Source organism: uncultured Roseicyclus sp., assembly GCF_937892565.1.
Lineage (GTDB): Bacteria > Pseudomonadota > Alphaproteobacteria > Rhodobacterales > Rhodobacteraceae > Roseicyclus.
The window spans coordinates 1-17,854 of the sequence record NZ_CALAHQ010000080.1 but is presented as its reverse complement, the minus strand read 5'-3'; the positions used below and the strand labels follow the sequence as shown (position 1 = coordinate 17,854).

16 protein-coding genes are annotated in these 17,854 nt (G+C 65.0%); 4 read left to right on the top strand and 12 right to left on the bottom strand.

What is annotated here, in order from left to right:
- Positions 1-51: 51 nt before the first annotated feature.
- Complete coding sequence (locus tag Q0094_RS11470) at positions 52-816, top strand: SDR family oxidoreductase (RefSeq protein WP_297619502.1); 765 nt, start codon at positions 52-54, stop codon at positions 814-816.
- A 416-nt stretch (positions 817-1,232) separates the two neighbouring features.
- Here Q0094_RS11470 and Q0094_RS11465 read toward each other — a convergent pair whose 3' ends face one another.
- The 5 genes from Q0094_RS11465 to Q0094_RS11445 all read right to left on the bottom strand — a co-directional run bounded on the left by Q0094_RS11465 (position 1,233) and on the right by Q0094_RS11445 (position 6,651).
- The gene (locus Q0094_RS11465; protein ID WP_297619499.1) at positions 1,233-2,510 is read right to left on the bottom strand and encodes a trehalase family glycosidase; all 1,278 of its coding nucleotides are present in this window, start codon (positions 2,508-2,510) and stop codon (positions 1,233-1,235) included.
- A 10-nt stretch (positions 2,511-2,520) separates the two neighbouring features.
- Positions 2,521-3,561, bottom strand: a complete 1,041-nt coding sequence (locus Q0094_RS11460; protein WP_297619496.1) for an ABC transporter ATP-binding protein — start codon at positions 3,559-3,561, stop codon at positions 2,521-2,523.
- A gap of 33 nt (positions 3,562-3,594) precedes the next feature.
- The gene (locus Q0094_RS11455) at positions 3,595-4,437 is read right to left on the bottom strand and encodes a carbohydrate ABC transporter permease (protein WP_297619493.1); all 843 of its coding nucleotides are present in this window, start codon (positions 4,435-4,437) and stop codon (positions 3,595-3,597) included.
- Entirely contained in the window at positions 4,434-5,279 is an 846-nt protein-coding gene (locus tag Q0094_RS11450) for a carbohydrate ABC transporter permease (protein WP_297619490.1), read from the bottom strand. Before Q0094_RS11450 ends, Q0094_RS11455 begins: the two co-directional genes overlap by 4 nt.
- Positions 5,280-5,382: 103 nt before the next feature.
- The gene (locus Q0094_RS11445; RefSeq protein WP_297619488.1) at positions 5,383-6,651 is read right to left on the bottom strand and encodes an ABC transporter substrate-binding protein; all 1,269 of its coding nucleotides are present in this window, start codon (positions 6,649-6,651) and stop codon (positions 5,383-5,385) included.
- A 265-nt stretch (positions 6,652-6,916) separates the two neighbouring features.
- Here Q0094_RS11445 and Q0094_RS11440 point away from each other — a divergent pair, with 265 nt between their 5' ends.
- On the top strand, positions 6,917-7,924 hold the full coding sequence (locus Q0094_RS11440) for a LacI family DNA-binding transcriptional regulator (RefSeq protein ID WP_297619485.1): 1,008 nt from the start codon (positions 6,917-6,919) through the stop codon (positions 7,922-7,924).
- A gap of 443 nt (positions 7,925-8,367) precedes the next feature.
- Positions 8,368-8,796 carry a MarR family transcriptional regulator gene (locus Q0094_RS11435; protein WP_297619482.1) on the top strand — a complete coding sequence of 143 codons (429 nt, stop codon included), beginning with the start codon at positions 8,368-8,370 and terminating at the stop codon, positions 8,794-8,796.
- Positions 8,797-8,896: 100 nt separating this feature from the next.
- Here Q0094_RS11435 and Q0094_RS11430 read toward each other — a convergent pair whose 3' ends face one another.
- The 7 genes from Q0094_RS11430 to Q0094_RS11400 form a co-directional block, all read right to left on the bottom strand.
- Complete coding sequence (locus Q0094_RS11430; RefSeq protein ID WP_297619479.1) at positions 8,897-9,481, bottom strand: amino acid synthesis family protein; 585 nt, start codon at positions 9,479-9,481, stop codon at positions 8,897-8,899.
- Entirely contained in the window at positions 9,478-10,062 is a 585-nt protein-coding gene (locus Q0094_RS11425) for an amino acid synthesis family protein (RefSeq protein WP_297619476.1), read from the bottom strand. Before Q0094_RS11425 ends, Q0094_RS11430 begins: the two co-directional genes overlap by 4 nt.
- Positions 10,055-10,924 carry a UPF0280 family protein gene (locus Q0094_RS11420; RefSeq protein WP_297619473.1) on the bottom strand — a complete coding sequence of 290 codons (870 nt, stop codon included), beginning with the start codon at positions 10,922-10,924 and terminating at the stop codon, positions 10,055-10,057. The genes Q0094_RS11425 and Q0094_RS11420 overlap by 8 nt, the downstream gene beginning before the upstream one ends.
- Positions 10,924-12,423, bottom strand: a complete 1,500-nt coding sequence (locus Q0094_RS11415) for a 6-hydroxynicotinate reductase (RefSeq protein ID WP_297619470.1) — start codon at positions 12,421-12,423, stop codon at positions 10,924-10,926. Before Q0094_RS11415 ends, Q0094_RS11420 begins: the two co-directional genes overlap by 1 nt.
- Positions 12,416-15,166, bottom strand: a complete 2,751-nt coding sequence (locus Q0094_RS11410; protein WP_297619467.1) for a molybdopterin cofactor-binding domain-containing protein — start codon at positions 15,164-15,166, stop codon at positions 12,416-12,418. Before Q0094_RS11410 ends, Q0094_RS11415 begins: the two co-directional genes overlap by 8 nt.
- Positions 15,159-16,019, bottom strand: coding sequence for an FAD binding domain-containing protein (locus tag Q0094_RS11405; protein ID WP_297619464.1), 861 nt, complete (start codon positions 16,017-16,019; stop codon positions 15,159-15,161). The genes Q0094_RS11410 and Q0094_RS11405 overlap by 8 nt, the downstream gene beginning before the upstream one ends.
- Positions 16,020-16,291: 272 nt before the next feature.
- Positions 16,292-16,471, bottom strand: a complete 180-nt coding sequence (locus tag Q0094_RS11400) for a hypothetical protein (protein ID WP_297619461.1) — start codon at positions 16,469-16,471, stop codon at positions 16,292-16,294.
- Positions 16,472-16,636: 165 nt separating this feature from the next.
- Here Q0094_RS11400 and Q0094_RS11395 point away from each other — a divergent pair, with 165 nt between their 5' ends.
- Complete coding sequence (locus tag Q0094_RS11395; protein WP_297619459.1) at positions 16,637-17,836, top strand: amidohydrolase family protein; 1,200 nt, start codon at positions 16,637-16,639, stop codon at positions 17,834-17,836.
- Positions 17,837-17,854 lie beyond the last annotated feature (18 nt).

Genomic DNA, 17,854 nt, shown 5'->3' with positions numbered 1-17,854 from the left:
CCGCGTCCGCCGCTATGGCGGGCGCAACGTCCCCTTCGGCGAGGCGGCGCAATGAGCTTGCCGCGCACGCCGTCGTTCCGGCTGGATGGTCGCCGCGCACTGGTGGCCGGGGCCAGTTCCGGCATCGGTCTGGGCGCTGCCGTGGCGCTGGCCGATGCGGGCGCCGATGTCACGCTGGTCGCCCGTCGGGCCGAACCCATCGCAGAGCTGGCAAGGAGCCTGACCGACAGGGGGCTGGCCGCCCGCGCCCTGCCGCTCGACATCACCGATATCGCCGCGACCGAGACCGCGGTGGCCAACCATGGCCCCTTTGACATTCTGGTGAATTCCGCAGGGCTGGCGCGCCACAGCCCCGCGCTCAAGACCACGCTGGCCGATTACGATGCGGCGATGGATCTGAACCTGCGCGCCGCCTATTTCCTGACGCGCGCCGTGGCCGCCGGCCTGATCGCTCAGGGCAAGCCCGGCAGCCTGATCAACATCTCAAGCCAGATGGGTCATGTGGGCGGACCCGACCGCGCGGTCTATTGCGCGACCAAGCATGCGCTTGAGGGCATGACCAAGGCGATGGCGATCGAATGGGGCCGGCACAGCATCCGTGTCAACACGGTCTGCCCAACCTTTATCCGCACGCCCCTTGCCGAACAGACACTGGCCATTCCCGAACGCCGCGCCTGGATCGAGGGAATGATCAAGCTCGGCCGCCTGGGCGAGATCGAAGACGTCATGGGCCCGGTGGTTTTCCTGGCCTCGGACGCAGCAGCGCTGATCACGGGCACCAGCCTGTTGGTCGATGGCGGCTGGACCGCGGAATAGACCAGCGGTCATTGCCGAACGCACAGGGGAAATTGGCGCATGGGAGAGGCCGCGCGTCCAATCCCCCGTGGGGGAAGTCACGCACGCCAGCGGCAGTCGTGGCTGACCAGAAGAGGGCTGAGGTCAACATCCCCTTCGAGGGGGGCGATAGGACCGATCGGTTTGCGCCAGATGTCGTCGGTCTTGTGATCGCGCACGAACAAGACAGCACCGGTCGGCACATTCCCGTCCTTTGCACCTGAATTCACGCCAAAGTCCCGGGCGCAGCCTATCGCTTTGGCCGGGCGAATGGCGCCGCTTTTCGCCCGGGACAAGGCGGAGCGCCTTGCCGTCGCACCAGACGATGCCGCGGCGGTTGGTGAAATCCTCAGCCTTGCGCGCATCGATATGCATGATCGTGTTGATCCGCGCAGGCTTCATGCCGGAACCCGTCTTGTGTTCAGGATTTCGATCACCATCGCCGCCGTCCATGTGAAACTGCCCCCGCCGCAGGGTTCGGCGGTCAGCGGGTCGTAATATTCGGCAAAGCCGCTTTCCTCGATCAGGCGGATGCTGTCGGTCTGGATGCGCTGCGCCACCTCATGCTCGCCCGCAGCTGCAAGTCCATCGGCGATCATGTAGTTTACGATCAGCCACACGGGCCCGCGCCAATAGCGCTTGCCGTCGAATTCCGGGCGCGTGGGGTCGTGGCTTGGCACCATGAAGCGCGCTTGTGTGCCAAGCCGGGCGATCCGCCCCGCCACGGCGCGTGCGCGCTCAGGCGGAATGGCACAAAAGGCCGCCAGCAATCCCCCGATCGAGGGGCTGTCAACCAATTGGCCCGCGACCCGGTCAAAACAGGCATATTGATCCAGCGCCGGGTTCCAGAGGTGTTCCATCGCCGCAATACCGCGTTGAGCAAAGGCGCGCGACTGGCGCGCAATCTCGCCCTCGCCCAAGGCGTCGGCCAGATCGGCAAGGTCCGCGCAAGACCGCAGCAAGATCGCATTGAAGCCCGGATCGACCATCCGAAAAGACGAGGCGTCATGCAGCCGCGCATTGTCCCAGCCAAGGCTGCGGAAGAGCTGCACCAGATAGATGAAGCGCGTGTATTGCGCATCGGTGGGGCGATGGGCCGGGTTGGCATGGGTGATGTCGCGGCGCTTGAACGGAGCCACCCCTTCGGTCGGCACGCGGGAAAAGGCATCGTCCCAATCGACGGAATTGTCGCGGCCTGACTCCCAGGGGTGAATGATGGCCACCAGCCCTGTGCCCTCCGGGTCGCGGGTACGAAAGAACCACTGATGCCAAGCATGGATGCGCGGCAGAAGCGCGCGCGCACGCTCGATGACCGGACCCGTGTCGCGCGCGCGGTTGCAAATGCGCGCCAGCGCAAAGCCCGCAACGGGCGGCTGGGTAATGCCGGATGTCGGCACAGGCCGATCTGTGCCCCAGACGTCGGGGCCGGGGAAATAGCCGTCATCAGGCTGGTGAAAGATGATGTGCGGCACCATCCCGTCGGGCCATTGGTGGGCAAACAGCGTCTCGATCTCGGTCAGGGCGCGGGCTTCGTCGAAATGGGCAAAGCCCAAGGCGCTGAGCGCGCTGTCCCAGTTCCACTGGAACGGGTAAAGCCCGGCGGTCGGCACGGTGTAGTGGCCACGATCATTGCGCTGCATCACCGCGCGGGCCTGGTCGATAAGGTCTTGTCTCATGCATGGGCTTTCAAGCTACGGCCAGCGTCGTGGCGGGGTCGAACCAGCGGATACGATCGGGCTGTGGGGTGAGGGTCAAACGGTCGCCGGTCTTGAGGGACAGATCGCTGTCAAGCACGGCGCGAAACATCGTGCCCTCGATCATGCAGGTGACCAGCAGATGCGCGCCCAGGGGTTCGACCAGGCGCACTTGCGCCGCAAGACCGCTGTCGCCGGGGCGCACATCCTCGGGGCGGATCGCGAATTTGATCGGTCCATGATGATCGGGGCCGTCAAAGATCTGGCCCGCGACCAGCCAACGGCCCCTGCCCTGCGCGGCGGCTGGCAGGAAATTCATCGGCGGATTGCCGATGAACCCCGCGACGAATTCGGCGGCCGGGTTGCGATAGACCTCGATCGGGGCGGCAGCCTGAATGATGCGCCCAGCATGCATGACGCTGATCCTGTCGGCAAGGCTCATGGCTTCGACCTGATCATGGGTGACATAAATGGCGGTGGTGCGGCTTTCGGCCAGAACGCCCTTGAGTTCGGCGCGCATTTCAAGCCGCAAGAGCGCATCCAGATTGGACAGCGGCTCATCCATCAAGATCACATCAGGCTCCATCGCCAGCGCGCGCGCCACCGCGACACGCTGGCGCTGACCGCCCGACAACTCGCCCGAATAGCGCTTGAGCAGCTTTTCGATATGCAACAGCCCCGCGACCTTTTCGACCCGCGCCGTCACGTCGGCATGGGGGCGCTTTTGCATCCGCAGGCCAAAGCCGATGTTCTCGAACACCGTCAGATGCGGGAACACGGCATAGTTCTGAAACACCATGGCGATGCCGCGATCCCTGGGCGCCAGATGATCGATCCGCCGCCCGCCGATCCAGACTTCGCCCGTGCTGGCGGTCTCAAGCCCCGCGATGATGCGCAGCAGCGTGGTCTTGCCACAGCCCGATGCCCCCAGAAGCACCATGAATTCCTGATCCGCGATGGTCAGGTTGATGTCGCTGAGGGCTGTATGGCCGGCAAAGTGCTTGGCCACATTCTTGATCAGGATTTCTGCCATTTCAGACCCTTTCCCGGCATCCGCGCGCCCCGCTCAGCGGTTGGCGATGCCCCACATGGCGAACAGGTATTTGCGCACCGCAAAGATGAAGATCAGCGCCGGCACCACAAGGATGAAACCGCCCGCGAATTTCAGATGCATCGGCGCCTCGCCCAAGGTTTGCAGCAAAAAGGCGGTCAAGGTCCGGCTCTGGATGGTCAGCACGGCGGCGGCAAAGACCTCGTTCCACGAGATGACAAAGGCAAAGATCGCCGAGGCGGTGATCCCCGGCAAGATCAGCGGCAACACCACCTTGATGAAGGCCTGAAAGCGCGTGCAGCCCAAGGTCCAGGCGGCTTCTTCCAGTTCGACGGGAATGCCCGAGAAAAGCGAATAGGTGATGAGAACCGCAAACGGGATCGCAAGCGTGGTATGCACCAGCGCAAGACCAAAGGTCGTGTCGTCCAGCCCCGTGCGGATGAACAGCACCGCCAACGGCAGCGCCAGAAGCGGCAAGGGAAAGGCGCGCGTCAGCAAGATCAGGATGCGAAACAGCTCCTTGCCGCGAAACTCGAAGCGCGAAAGCGCATAGCCCGCGGGCGCCCCGATCACGATCGACATCACCATCGTCATGCTGGCCACGATGATCGAGTTCTTCAGCGCATCCAGCATGCCCCCAAAGCCGGCAAAGAACCTCAACGAGCCCAGATCGAATTCAGGGATCAGCGGCTTGGGAAAGCTGTTGACCGTCGCAGGCGAGGACAGCGTGTTGATCACCAGAAAATAGAGCGGCACCAGAACCCATGCGCACAAAAGCACGACAGCCGTCAGGTAGACCACGCGCCCGGCCGAAATCACGGATCGCGCCGATTGGGGTGTCACAAGCGCCTCGGTCATATCGTGGCCCCCTTGGGAACCCGCAGCACCCGCAAGATGATCAGCGTGAAGACGATGGAAATGCCCAGCACGATCAGCGCCAGCGCCGCCGCCGCCCCGCCATTCTGCAGGTCGAACTGGTAGGCGTAGATTTCCCCCATCAGCACGGGGAAGATCGTGCCGCCAAGGGCTGCCACCACGGCAAAGACCTCGAAGGCGAGCACGACGCGCAAGATCAGCGCAGTCTGCAGCGACGGCCGCAACAAGGGCAGCGTGATCTTGCGAAACCGCTGCCAGGGCGAAGCGCCAAAAACCTCGGCTGCCTCGTAGTATTCCTTGGGGATCAGGCCAATGCCTGCGACAAGGATCACCAGCATGATGGCGGTCGCGCGCCAGATCTCGGCCAGCGCGATCGCCAGAAAGATCATGCCGGGGTGCTGATAGCTCAGGAATGCGGTGGGCCTGTCGATCACGCCCAGCCCCAGCATCATGGAATTCAGAAAGCCCGATTGCTCGAAGATCGCGAGCCAGATGATGCCCGCCGCCAGATCCGAGATGCCAAGCGGGATGGTCCAGACATAGAGCACAAGGTCGCGGCCCTTTTTCATCCGGTTGACCATCGTGGCCATCAAGAGCGCCAAGGCCAGTTGCACCGGCACCACGGCTGCAGCCAGGAGCATCGTGTTCTGCAAGGAAATGGGGAATTTCCAGTAGCTCGTCACCTCGCGGAAGGTGTCGAGGCTGACGCCATCACCCGTGCCAAAGGCCTGCCGTGTGACCAGCGCGAAAGGATAAAGGAAGAACGCGCACAGAAAGACCAGCGTGGGCAGGATCAGCACATAGGGAAGATAACGTGTGGACATCCGGCGTTTCCTTGCGGAGCGGGGCCGCGGCGCGGGGCGCACGCGACAGATGCGACCGGGCCGCGGCGGGCCCGGTGCCTTTTTCATGCAAGCTTGCGCCGTGTCATTCGACCGGGCAAGCACCCTCGGACGGCGCATCCGGTGCCCAGCAGGGCGCACCGGTTTCCTGCATGATCGCCGCAAGGCGCGGGCGCTGATCGTCCAGAACGGTGCGGATATCCTGACCGGCCAGAACGATCCGCTCGAAGCTGTCGATGAAGATGCGGTTGAAGTCACCCCCCTTGCCACCCAGACCCGCCGGCAAAAGGCCGGGGTTGGCATCGGGCGCGCCGCTCATCGCAGCGATCGCCGCACCGGCGGCTTGCACCGAGGGCGGCAGGTCGCCCGGAAGCTCAACCTCGACCACGGGGAAGAAATTCGTGGCGCGCAAGGTGGCGATCTGCGTTTCCGGCTGGAGCAGGTATTGCACCAGGGCCCGCGCCGCGTCCTGATCAGGCGCGGTCGTGGGGATGGCCAGACCAGCCAGGACAGGCATGAAGCCACGCCCCGTCGGACCAGCCGGTGCCGGGAAGGCCACGAAATCATCCGGGCGTTCGTTGAAGGCATTGGCCAGACGCGAGGAATGATCCCACACGATCCACGCATCGCCCGACAAAAGCTGTTCTTGCATGAAATTGAAATTGGTCGAAGCCGGGTTCGTGTGTGCCCACAGGCGGCGGAACATCTCCCATGCCGCTACCGCTTCGTCAGAGGCAAAGGTGCGCACCACCCCATCGGTGTAGGAGGGGTAGAGATAGCCCTGGAAATACCGGTGGCGCAGACCGTCGGGCCCTGCAGGAAAGCCGAACTTGGGTTCGCCCACGGCGGCCTGGACAGCGGCGGCCCATTCGATCAACTGGTCATAGCTCAAGGCATTCAGATCGGCGCCCGCCGGAAGATATTGCAGCGCCTCGCGGTTGGCGGCCATGATGTAGCTGGCCTGCATCCATGGCACATATTGCATGTTGTCGGTGCCCAGACGCGCCAGCGCGTTGAAGCTGTCGCTGCTGCTGGCGACACCCAGATCATCAAGATCGACCAGCGTATCGGGGTCAAGCGCCGAAAAGCCGCCATGCAGCGCGCCCAGAACACCGATGCTGCCCGATCCAGCCTGCAATTCGGCCTGAAGGCGGGTCAGCCAGGGACCGTCTTCGTTGGGCTGGTAATCCACCGTGCCCGAGAACCCGGCCAAGACATTGTCGCGCATCGCCTGCGCCTCTTCGGCAGGGCGGGCCTGTGTGGACCAGAATACCACATCGGCCTGAGCGGCCGTGCCCAACAGCGCAAGCGCAATCCCCGAGGAAGCGCATAGGAATTTCGTGAAAACGGTCATGGAACCTCCCAAGGTTTTTTCTTCGGTGCCGGCCCTTCTGCGCGACACCAGCCGTCCGTCATCGGGAAAACCGCCACAGCCCCGCGGCCTGTCGAGTCGGCTTTGCCCGAATGGCCATAGGTTGATATAACGATATATCAACTGTCAATCAGATTGTTTTCCTTGCAACAATAGGCTTCATGGGCTTTGGCCTGACAAGCCGGGCTTGAAGATCGGGGGTTTTTCTTCCAATCTTGACAGAACGTTATACTCGCGGGGCCCATGGATGGCTGGCAAACCCACACTCGGAACCGTGGCCAAGATCGCCGGGGTTTCCATCCCCACCGTCAGTCAGGTTCTGCGCGGCACGGGACGGATTTCCGACGAGACGCGCGACCGCGTTTTGGCCGCCGCCAAACAGCTGCGCTATCTGCCCGACTCGCGCGCGGCGGCCATGCGCTCGGGCGAGAACCGCGAGATCGGCTTTGTCATCAACCAGCTTCAAAACCCCTTCAACGCCGAGGTGATCGGCGGTGTGGTCGACCTGCTTGAGGCCGAGGGTTTTCTTGTCTCCATCGTCGATACGCGCGACGACGCCAAGCGCCAGTCACGCCAGTTGGAGGCCTTTATCCGTCATGGGCGCGGCGGATTGTTGTGGGTGCCCGCGATGGATACCCCCGACGAAGTGTTCGAGCTTTTGGCCGCCCAAGGCATCCCCACCGTCACCTTTCTGCGCCATGTGCGCCGCGACCTGGATCATGTCGGCATTCGCGACGCAGATGCGACCCATGTCGCGACGCGGTATCTGGGCGAGCTGGGCCATCGCAACATCGCCTATCTGGGCGGCACTGACATGACCATGGTCAGGCGCGAACGGATCGCGGGATTTCAAAGGGCCATGGCCGCGCTTGGGGCAAAACCCAGCGTGGTCTGGACCTGCGAAGACAATAAGCTTGCGGGGCTCGAGGCAATGATCGCGCTGCGCGTCGCCCATCCCGAAATCACCGCCGTGGTGTGCAACGGTGACATGGTGGGCTTGGGTGCAAGCCTGGCGCTGGGTCGCATGGGTCTGAAGCCGGGTGAAGATGTCTCGGTCATAGGCTTTGACGATATTCAAGACGCAGCGGTCGCCACCCCGCCGCTGACAACCATGGCGGTGCACCCTCACAAGCTTGGGCGCAAGCTGGCGCGCATCCTGCTCGACCGCATCCGCGAACCCGACATGCCGCCGATCGTCTCCGAGGTTTCGGCAGAATTGACGATCCGGTCCACGACAGGTCCGGCAAAGACCTGAGACGAAGGGGTTGTCGCGACAATGTGTTGGCGCGGTCTGTTCGCACGAACGCAACACAGCCCCAGGGGACATCTTCTTGGCGGCAGAGCCGCGATTGAGGGCTCGCACAGCAGCGCACGGAATTGGCCAGCAGGCCACAACCGCCCTCTTCCACTGGATCGATGGCTTGCATGACCCGCGCGGGCGGATTTCCGCATTGGGCGCCAAAAGCCCCCTGAGCTTTGAACGCCACGGGGCCTGACCGAGCACCGAGCACCGAGCACCGAGCACCGAGCACCGAGCACCGAGCGCGATACAAACACGCGACAGGTCCACCAAGACACTTTGGTCAAGCCCCCTGTCCGAACGTGCCGCCAATCGCGCAAATCGATGCGGGCCTGTCAACGCCGCAGCGGTCATGATAGCCAGTGACGCAAGGGTCCACCCCGCAGGAAAGACACCGGATGGATAGTGAAGATACGCACGAGCCGCCCTATCGGCTGGAAAAGCAGATCGGCTTCAAGCTTCGCCTGGCCAACCAGAAGCACCTTGAGATCTTTGCCAAGATGATGCCCGATGTCACACCCACACAATTCGCCGTGCTGGCCAAGCTGCTCGATGAGGACACGATCTCGCAAAACCAGCTGGGCCGGCTGGTCGGGATGGACGCGGCCACGACCAAGGGTGTCGTGGACCGTCTGCGCGCCAAGGGCCTCGTGCGGCGGACCAAAAGCACCTCGGACATGCGGCGGCTCGATATCTCTCTGACGCCCGAAGGCCGCGCCTTTGCCAGCCAAGCCGTAAGGACCGCCAGCGGGATTTCCGAGGTAACGGCCGCAAACCTGAACCGGCGCGAGCTGGAGCGGCTGCTGGACCTGCTGGACAAGCTGTGAGGTAGCGCAAGGGCACGCTCCCCCGCGCCGTCGCTTTCATCCCTTGGCCGATTTCCAGATGCCCGTGGCAACGACCGCCACAGGCGGATCCTCCGGGAACCTAGCGCAGCCCGTCCTTGCCCACGGCCTCGGCATGGGTCAGCCCGCCGACGCGTGGCAGCGGGCGGCCGCTATCGGTCACGGCCACGGCGACCATGATCTCGCCAGCTCTTGGCGCATCGTTCAGCCGCACCTCGACCCCGTCGAAATGGCTGCGCACATAGGCCGCATCCTTGTGGCCCAGCGGCACGTCAAGCACCTGCCCCGGGCCGCCCATCTTCTTGGACGAAGGCACCAGGGCTGCGCCCTTTTCGACCGCCATGCGCAAGGGTGCGCCCAGTTTGGGGTGCAAGATGGCGGCGGCATGTTCCAGCTCTCCGGCCTCGCCGACCATCGCGGCCTTGCCGTAGCTTTGGGCCTCATGCGGTTCGATCCCAAGCGCCGCGACACAGCGCTGGCCCAGCAGCCCGCCCAATTCGGCGCCGATCTCGATCAACGCGGACAGGTCATCGGCATAGCGCCCGGCGAAAGGGTTCGCGATCACGGCCACGGCCACGGCCTTGCGGGTGGCGGGGGTGATGGGGCGACCCATTTCGGTGTGGGTTTCCTCGACCCAGACGGCCAGTTTGCGGATATCGGCGCTCATCTCAGCCCGTCCTTTCCGGTGATCTTGTCGGCAGCCAGGCCGCCTGCACGATTGTGGACGCGCGGTCCGGTGGTCATCACCAGCATCAGCGCCATTTCATCGGCGCGCGGCGCATCGTTCAGCCCCAGTTCGATCGCGTCGAAATGGCTGCGCACATAGGAGGCGTTGATGTGGGTGATCGGCACATCCAGCCGGGTGCCCGGCCCGCCCACCTTTTTGGTGGAGGGCACGATCGCCATGGCATCGCCCAGCACCGCGCGCATGGCATATCCGCCCGGCGCATGCCAGAGCGCGCCGTGTTCCAGCTCACCCGCCGCGCCCAGGATGGCGCCCTTGCCATAGCCCTCGACCACGGACGGATCGCCCCCCAGAAGGTCAACGAGGCGGTTTGCCATGGTCAGGCCCAGCGGCTTGAGGTCTTCCATGAAGGGCTGGATATCTTCGACATAGGCCCCCGCGAAAGGGTTGCGGATCACCGCGATCACGGCGGCGCGGCGCAGCGGCGTGGTGGCGCGCGGGCCGCCTTCGTGGAACACCTCTTCCACGACGCTGGCGAATTTGCGTATCTCGACCTCAGGCATGCTCGATGGTCCTTTCCGTTCGGGCCGTGGCCCTGTCTGTGAAGTCTCCGACGGTGACGCCCTGACCTTGCAGGACCAATGCGGCGGCAGCAATTGCGCCGGTGTCGATCAAGGCCTGCGCGCGGGCGGCGCCCTGCATCAACGCGCGGGCAATATGGGCCGCAGACAGCGGCGCGACATGGGTCACGACACGGCGCGCGCCAAGATCGCTGTCGGGAAAGATGTCATGCGCGGGGCGCCGTGTGATGGCGGGATGGCCCGGCAGATCGACCGCATTGGCAATGAGCGTGGCGGCGGCATCTGCGGTGGCGGCGTTGCACGCCAGCACCGTGACCGAGGTGGCGATACCCAGCGAAAGGCTGCGCCCGCCCTGCCCAGAGGTGGCGATGCCGCCGATCCCGTCGCCAGCGCGGAGCATGATCTGGCCTGTCATATGCCCGTCCAGCCCAGCTATGGCGACGCGGTAATCCGCGCCCGGTGCCAGATGCAGCGCGATGTCGCCGCCGTTGTTCACATAGGCGCGGGCAAGCGGCGTGGCCGCGATCATGGCAGAAAGCACCCCATCCGCGACCGCTCCGGCGACGGCGGCCATGGGGGTGACGAAATCGCCCTGCGCAACCGCAGTGCACGCGCCGTGCATCCGGCGGGCAATGTCCCCGCGCGGGATCATTCCCAAGGGCTTGCGCAGCAGGGGCAATTCGGAAACGATCTCGTCCAGCATGGTGCGGAACCGGTCGCGGGCGGCGCGGTAGGCGCTATGGCTCGGCCCGTCGGCGCGCGCTTCGGCCATGATCAAAAGGTCGATCGGACCGTGCTGCAGATGCAACCGGCCATCAGGCAGAAGGGCTGCAACCGCCCCCATCAGCGCCGCCCCTTGGCGTGGGGCCGCCAGCGGTAGTTCTGCGGATCATGCGGATCAGGCTGGCTGCTGTTGGGCGATACCTTTCGGATCGCGGGGGTCAGCACATCGCTGATCGGGCGGACGTGCTCCACATGCCCGCCAAGGGCCGCGTAATCAGCCAGACGCAGGGTAAATTCGATGGGTGCCACCAGTGCGGGCGTGGGCACATAGCCAAAGGAATTGGTCGGCATGTCCATGACGTCTGCCATCACGGTGATGCCGCCGCCGGGCCAGACATAGGCCTTGGCCCCCCCGCAGGAGACGTAAGTCAGCGCATCCTTGACCGACCGCGTCAGGCGCACGGGGTTTTCCGTGACGCCGGCACGCAAGGAACCGCCCGCCCCGCCCATGAACAGCACCGAACAAAGCGAGGGTTCGCAGTTTTCAGCGATCCGTTCGGCCGAGGCCAGCAGCGGCGGCGTGATGTCGGCCGGTTGCGGGATCAGGTCAGCGTCCAGCACATAATAGGCCCATTGCTCGCCCGTGGTCGAGATCATCAGCAGCCGCAGGCCCGGCCATGCCAGTTTCGGATCGGCGGGTTTGAGGATGGTCAGCGGGTCTTCGACATTGGTGCCGCCCCAGCCCGTTCCGGGATCAGCGACCTGAAAATAGCGGCCCGGCGTGGATTTGCGGCCCTTTACCTTGATGCCCGACAGGCGCATGTCGAGACCCTTGCCTGCCTCGTGTTCGCTGAGCACGCCGGTGATATGGTCATCGACCACCACGACCTCATCGACATGGCCGTACCATTGCTTGGCGAACATGCCGATGGTGGCCGATCCACAGCCCACGCGCATCAGTTTTTCGGGCGTCCCGTCGATGATGGGGGCATGGCCCGCCTGCACCACCATGCGCGCGCCCTCGTCGATCTGCACCTCGACCGCTTCACGGTTGCACAGGCGCATCAGCACGTCGCAAGTGACGCGGCCTTCCTTCTTGGAGCCGCCGGTCAGGTGTTCGACCCCGCCCAGCGACAGCATCTTGGATCCGTATTCGGCGGTCATCACATGGCCGATCGCTTCGCCGTCGACGCGGACGATGGCGCGTTCCGGGCCGATGTGGCGGTCGGTGTCGATCTTCACCTTGACGCCGCAATAGCTGAAGATCCCCTCGGTGACGACGGTGACCATGTCCACGCCTTCGACCTGCTGGCTGACGATAAAGGGGGCGGGCTTGTAGTCAGGATATGTGGTGCCCGCGCCAACGGCGGTCACAAAGGTGCGATGGCCCTGGATCAGGTCGCCATCCCAGTCCTGTCCATGGTCACCCGGATCCAGAAAGGCCACGGCCTGTGCGCCGCCCTCGATCACGGTCAGCGGGTCAAGGCGGACCAGTTCGCCCCCATGATTGGCGTAGCGGTCGCAAGCGCCCGCCTTGCCTTGGGCGATGTAGCACATCACCGGGCAGGCATCGCAGCGGATCCTTGGGGATGTGGCATCGGGGGCATTGTCTTCAGGCATGTCCGGCCTCTTTCAGGGCGGCGCGCACCCGCGCGGGGGTTGCGGGCAAGCGGGTGATCCGCGCGCCGGTGGCATCCGCGATGGCGTTCAGGATCGCGGGCGCCGTGGGGATCAGCACATGTTCGCCCAGACCCTTGGCGCCATAGGGGCCGTGCGCATCGGGCACCTCGACGATCAGGGTGTCGATCGGGGGCACGTCGCCGATGGTGGGGATCAGATAATCATGCAGGTTCTCGGTGCGGTGGGGGATGTATTCCTCCATCAGCGCCATGCCGAGACCTTGGGCGATGCCGCCGTGGACCTGACCTTCGACCAGCAGCGGGTTGATCGCCCGGCCCACATCATGGGCGGCAACGAACCGCAACGGGCGGACGCGGCCAAGGGGCACGTCCACCTCGACGATCGCCAGATGCGCGGCATAGCCGTATTGGGCATAGGGCTCGCCCTGCCCATTGCTGTCCAGCGGTCTGGTGGGTGGATCGTAGGTTTCGCTGACCTCGATCAGGTAGCCCGCCGCATTCGGCGTGAGCCGGGCCAGATCAAGCGCAAATTCCTGCGCGCCGTCGGTGACGGTGACGCCACGGGGGCCGAGGGTGAGGGTTGCATTGGGGCTGGCATTGACCTGCGCCAGAACGGCCGCGCGCAGCGCCTCGCCCGCAAGGCGCGCGGCATTGCCGGTGACAAAGGTCTGACGGCTTGCCGAGGTCTTGCCCGCGTCGGGCGTCAGATCGGTATCGGCGCCGACCAGCGCGATCTGGCGCACCGGCACGCCAAGGGCATGGGCAAAGATCTGCGGGATCACCGTATTCGACCCTTGTCCAATGTCCATCGCCCCCTGGTGCAACACGACGCTGCCATCGGCGCGCAGCCCCGCGCGGATCGTCGATGGGTTGGGCATCGATGTGTTGCCGCAGCCATACCAGCCCGCCGCAACGCCCACGCCACGCTTGCGGGTGGCATGGGCGGCGTTGAAGGTGGCGCATTCGGCCCGTGCCGCACCCCATGCGGGGCGCAGCGCCTCAAGACAGGGCTTTATGCCGACGCCTTGCGCGAAAACCTGCCCGCTGACCGTTGGCACACCATTGTCAAGCGCGTTCAGGATGCGAAACTCGAGCGGGTCCATGCCCAGCCGGGCGGCGAGCATGTCAAAGAGGCTTTCCTGCGCGACCGCCGATTGCGGCACGCCAAAGCCGCGAAACGCGCCCGCAGGCACGCAATGGGTGTTCACCGCCCGCGTCGTGGCCCGGTAATCAGCAACACGGTAGGGCCCCGAGGCGTGGACCGGCACACGGTTGGCCACAGTCGGCCCCCAAGAAGCATAGGCGCCGGTGTTGAAATCCCCGTCAAAGGTCATGCCCGACAGCCGCCCATCCGTCCCGGCGCCGATGCGCATGGTGATGGCCGCGGGGTGGCGTTTGGTGGTGGATTGCATGGTTTCGACGCGGTCATAGGTCATGCGCACCGCGCGGCCTGTCTTGATCGCGGCCAGCGCAAGAAAAGGTTGCACCGACACGTCAAGCTTGGATCCGAAGCCGCCACCCACGGCGGTGGGGACGATACGGATGCGATCACGCGGCAGGGCGAGGATCTGCATCAGCGTGTCTTGATCCATCACCGGGGCTTGGGTGCAGGCCTGCACCACGACGCGGTCCCCCTCCATCATGGCAAAACCGGCCTCGGGTTCGATATAGGCGTGTTCGACGAAGGCGGTGGTAAACCTGCCTTCGACGGTGAAATCGGCGCGGGCCAATGCCGCGTCGGCATCACCGCAGGCCACACGCCCACCACACATGACGTTGTTGGCGCGGCCCGGATGCAGGTGCGGGGCGCCGGGCGCGAGGGCGGCGTCAACCTCCATCACCGGATCGCGGATGTCCCAGGTCACGGGGAAATCTGCGGGATCGAAGCGGTCCATCGCGTCGGCATGGCCCACGACGGCTGCGATGGCATCGCCCCTGAACCGCACGTGATCCACCGCGAAAACGGGCTGATCCATAAAGCCGGGGATCACGCCAAACGCGTTGAGACCGGGCACATCGGCGGCGGTCAGCACCGCCACGATGCCGGGATGGGCCGCGCAAAAGGCACCAAGATCGCCAAGCGCAAAGCCCGCATGGGCATGGGGTGATCGGATCACCCGCAGCACAAGCGCATCGGGGGGCGCCACATCATCGCCAAAGGCCTCGGTGCCGGTCACCTTGGGCAGCCCGTCAAGGCGACGGATCGTGGTGCCGACATCGCCGGACCCTTCGGGCGCGGGCCGGGTTCCGGCGCCGGCATCGACCACCGCGTCGATGATCTTGCGGTAGCCGGTGCAGCGGCACAGCACACCGCCCAGCGCGTCTTGCACCTGTGCGGGGTCGGGGGCGGGTTGCGTGCGCAACAAGGCCACGGCTGACACCATCATGCCCGGCGTGCAGATCCCGCATTGTGCGGCCTGATGCGCCTGAAAACTGTCGCGCAAGGCCTGGGCGTGGGGATCGGCCCGGACCAGCCCCGCCAGCGTTTCGATGCGCGTGCCTGCGGCCTGCTGCACCGCCATCAGACAGGCACAAAACGGCGCGCCATCCACCAGCACGGTACAGGCGCCGCAATCGCCCGCGTTGCAGCCGACCTTGACATCCTTTGCCCCCAGCCTTTCGCGCAGGGCGTGCGACAGGCGTTCGCCGGGGGTGGCGGCCACCTCGACCAGCTGGCCGTTGAGGGAAAAGACCGTAAGCTCGGCTGCCGTGCGCTTATCCATGAGCATTCTCCCCTTGCGCAATCGCCATGTGAAGGGCGCGGACACAAAGCGTGGCCGCAGCCTCCAGCCGGTAGTCGGCGCTGCCACGCACATCCGTGATGGGCATGAGCGGCGCGAGATGCCCGGGCACGATGATCTCGGTGCCTGCGGCGCGCAGATCATCGAGACTACGGCCGATCAGATCGGCCTCGAGCGCGGGCAGGCGCTGCGCGGTGGCCGAACAGGAGCCGACGGCCACCGCCGCCTGCGCGACCCGGTCCCGATCCAGCGTGACAAGGGCCGCGACCATCGCAATCGAGATGACAAGATAATGCCGCGCGCCCAGCTTGAGGAAAGCCCCCTGTGCGCTGCCCGGCAGATCGGGGATGATCAGCGCAGCGAGCACCTCGCCGGGCATCAGGGCGGTCTTGCGCGGCCCGATGAGGAATTCGGACAAGGCCATCCGCCGGATGCCGCGTGCCGAAACCAATTCGACCAATGCACCCAGCGTCAGTAGCGGCGGCACGCCATCGGCGGCGGGCGAGGCGTTGCACAGGTTGCCCGCCACCGTGCCCGCGTTCTGGATCTGGATCGATCCGACCTCGCGCGCGGCGGCCTTGAGCCCGTCAAAGGCCGGGGGCAGATCGGCACGGATCAGATCGGTCCAGGTCGTGGCCCCGCCGATGCGCCAGCCGCTGGTCTCGCGGGTGATCCCGCGCAGGCCCGGCACGCGGCTGATATCCACCAGATCGCCCTTGAATGGCTTTGTGCCTTGCGCGGGGAACCAATCGGTCCCGCCCGCGATCACGGCGGCATCCGGCTTGCCCAGCGCATCCAGAACCTCGGACAATGATGCGGCAACAAGATATCCCATCGCAGCTTCCCCGTTATATGCCGCTATGGCGGGCGGTCTGTATTTTGTTTGCACACGAATAAGAAATCGGCGCGGCCCCGGCTGTCAAATCAAATATGGGCGTCGCTCCGCGAAAGCAGGTTGGGCGACCAAGGTTGCGGCATGCTGTCGGGCCCATCGACACGTCCAAGGCTTTCCACCGCCGCCCCATGAGCGATGCTGTTTCGCGGTTGGTGCTTGCGCGATGAAACAAGCCGCCCGCCATCTTGCAGGTGACGGGACCGGCGCGCGGGTCACGGGCACGGCCATGACCATCCGGCATATGCCGCCGCATCGCGCTTCAGGCTGGCAAAGGGCGCGGCGCCGATGCCCGTGGCCAACATCCAGACCCATTGTTCTGGCAGCAGCCCATCGCACAGCAGCGCCGCGATGGGTGTCTTGCCCCTCCGCACCCAAGGGCCTGGCTGGATCATCCCGAGACGTCTGGTCAGACCGATGGCGCCTGTCGCTGTCAGGTCGATTTTTTGTTCGGACGCAAACGAATTTACCTGCAAGCCTCAAGCGGGCGAACGCTGTGCTGCCCACTTGATCGGGGCGGTGTTTCTGTTAGCGTTCTAACAAGTCAGAGGAGACACCCCATGGCAGACGCAGCCCCCCAGACATTTGATGCGACCCACAAGCTTGTCATCCGCAACATCGGCCTGATGCTGTCGGGCAAGATCGAAAAGCCCATTCTGGATGCCGATTGCCTGATCGCCGTGGGTGGCAAGATCACCGGTTGGGGGCGCGAGAAGGACATGGATATCGACGGCGCCGACACGCTGATCGACGCCAATGGCTGCACGCTGTGCCCCGGCCTGATCGACAGCCATGTGCACCCGGTGGTGGGCGATTACACGCCGCGCCAGCAACAGTTGCACTGGATCGATTCGACGCTGCATGGCGGGGTGACCACGCTGATTTCAGCCGGCGAGGTGCATATGCCGGGCCGGCCCAAGGATATCGTGGGGCTCAAGGCGATGGCGATCGCATCCCAGCGCTGGTACGAGAATTTCCGCCCCTCGGGCGTCAAGGTGCACGCAGGCGCGCCCGTGATCGAACACGGCATGGTCGAGGAGGATTTCGCCGATCTGGCCAAGGCGGGTGTGAGATTGCTGGGCGAAGTGGGCCTTGGCACCGTGAAGGACGGGAAAACCGCACGCCAGATGGTCGATTGGGCACGCAAATACGGCATCCAGAGCACCATTCACACCGGCGGGCCGTCAATCCCCGGATCGGGGCTGATCGATGCGGACATGGTTCTGGAAACCGGCACCGATGTGGTGGGCCATATCAATGGCGGTCATTCCGCCCTGCCTGACGATCAGATCATTTGCCTGTGCGAGGGCTGCAAGGCGGGGCTTGAGATCGTGCACAACGGCAACGAGCGCGCCGCCCTGCTGACGCTGAACACCACGCGCGAATTGGGCAAGCTCGATCAGGTGATCCTGGGCACCGACGGGCCTGCGGGATCAGGCGTGCAGCCGCTGGGCATCTTGCGGATGATCGCGATGCTGTCGAGCCTGGGCAACGTGCCCGCCGAGGTGGCCTTTTGCTTTGGCACCGGCAACACCACGCGGATGCGCGCCTTGGACACCGGCATGATCGAAACCGGGCTTTGCGCTGATTTCGTGCTGATGGATCAGGCACAGCATGCACCGGGCAAGACGATCCTCGAGTCGGTGCAACTGGGCAACCTGCCCGGGGTTGGCATGACCATCATCGATGGCCGCGTGACCAGCCAGCGCAGCCGCAACACACCACCAGCGGGGCGCATCCCCCAGATCGTGCGGGGGTGAAAAGACGCGCCCGGCGGC

Bases quoted from the DNA above. Each gene is read 5' to 3' on its own strand.
- Q0094_RS11470 (WP_297619502.1), top strand. From the start codon at position 52: ATGAGCTTGCCGCGCACGCCGTCGTTCCGGCTGGATGGTCGCCGCGCA.
- Q0094_RS11465 (WP_297619499.1), bottom strand. From the start codon at position 2,510: ATGAGACAAGACCTTATCGACCAGGCCCGCGCGGTGATGCAGCGCAAT.
- Q0094_RS11460 (WP_297619496.1), bottom strand. From the start codon at position 3,561: ATGGCAGAAATCCTGATCAAGAATGTGGCCAAGCACTTTGCCGGCCAT.
- Q0094_RS11455 (WP_297619493.1), bottom strand. From the start codon at position 4,437: ATGACCGAGGCGCTTGTGACACCCCAATCGGCGCGATCCGTGATTTCG.
- Q0094_RS11450 (WP_297619490.1), bottom strand. From the start codon at position 5,279: ATGTCCACACGTTATCTTCCCTATGTGCTGATCCTGCCCACGCTGGTC.
- Q0094_RS11445 (WP_297619488.1), bottom strand. From the start codon at position 6,651: ATGACCGTTTTCACGAAATTCCTATGCGCTTCCTCGGGGATTGCGCTT.
- Q0094_RS11440 (WP_297619485.1), top strand. From the start codon at position 6,917: ATGGCTGGCAAACCCACACTCGGAACCGTGGCCAAGATCGCCGGGGTT.
- Q0094_RS11435 (WP_297619482.1), top strand. From the start codon at position 8,368: ATGGATAGTGAAGATACGCACGAGCCGCCCTATCGGCTGGAAAAGCAG.
- Q0094_RS11430 (WP_297619479.1), bottom strand. From the start codon at position 9,481: ATGAGCGCCGATATCCGCAAACTGGCCGTCTGGGTCGAGGAAACCCAC.
- Q0094_RS11425 (WP_297619476.1), bottom strand. From the start codon at position 10,062: ATGCCTGAGGTCGAGATACGCAAATTCGCCAGCGTCGTGGAAGAGGTG.
- Q0094_RS11420 (WP_297619473.1), bottom strand. From the start codon at position 10,924: ATGGGGGCGGTTGCAGCCCTTCTGCCTGATGGCCGGTTGCATCTGCAG.
- Q0094_RS11415 (WP_297619470.1), bottom strand. From the start codon at position 12,423: ATGCCTGAAGACAATGCCCCCGATGCCACATCCCCAAGGATCCGCTGC.
- Q0094_RS11410 (WP_297619467.1), bottom strand. From the start codon at position 15,166: ATGGATAAGCGCACGGCAGCCGAGCTTACGGTCTTTTCCCTCAACGGC.
- Q0094_RS11405 (WP_297619464.1), bottom strand. From the start codon at position 16,019: ATGGGATATCTTGTTGCCGCATCATTGTCCGAGGTTCTGGATGCGCTG.
- Q0094_RS11400 (WP_297619461.1), bottom strand. From the start codon at position 16,471: ATGATCCAGCCAGGCCCTTGGGTGCGGAGGGGCAAGACACCCATCGCG.
- Q0094_RS11395 (WP_297619459.1), top strand. From the start codon at position 16,637: ATGGCAGACGCAGCCCCCCAGACATTTGATGCGACCCACAAGCTTGTC.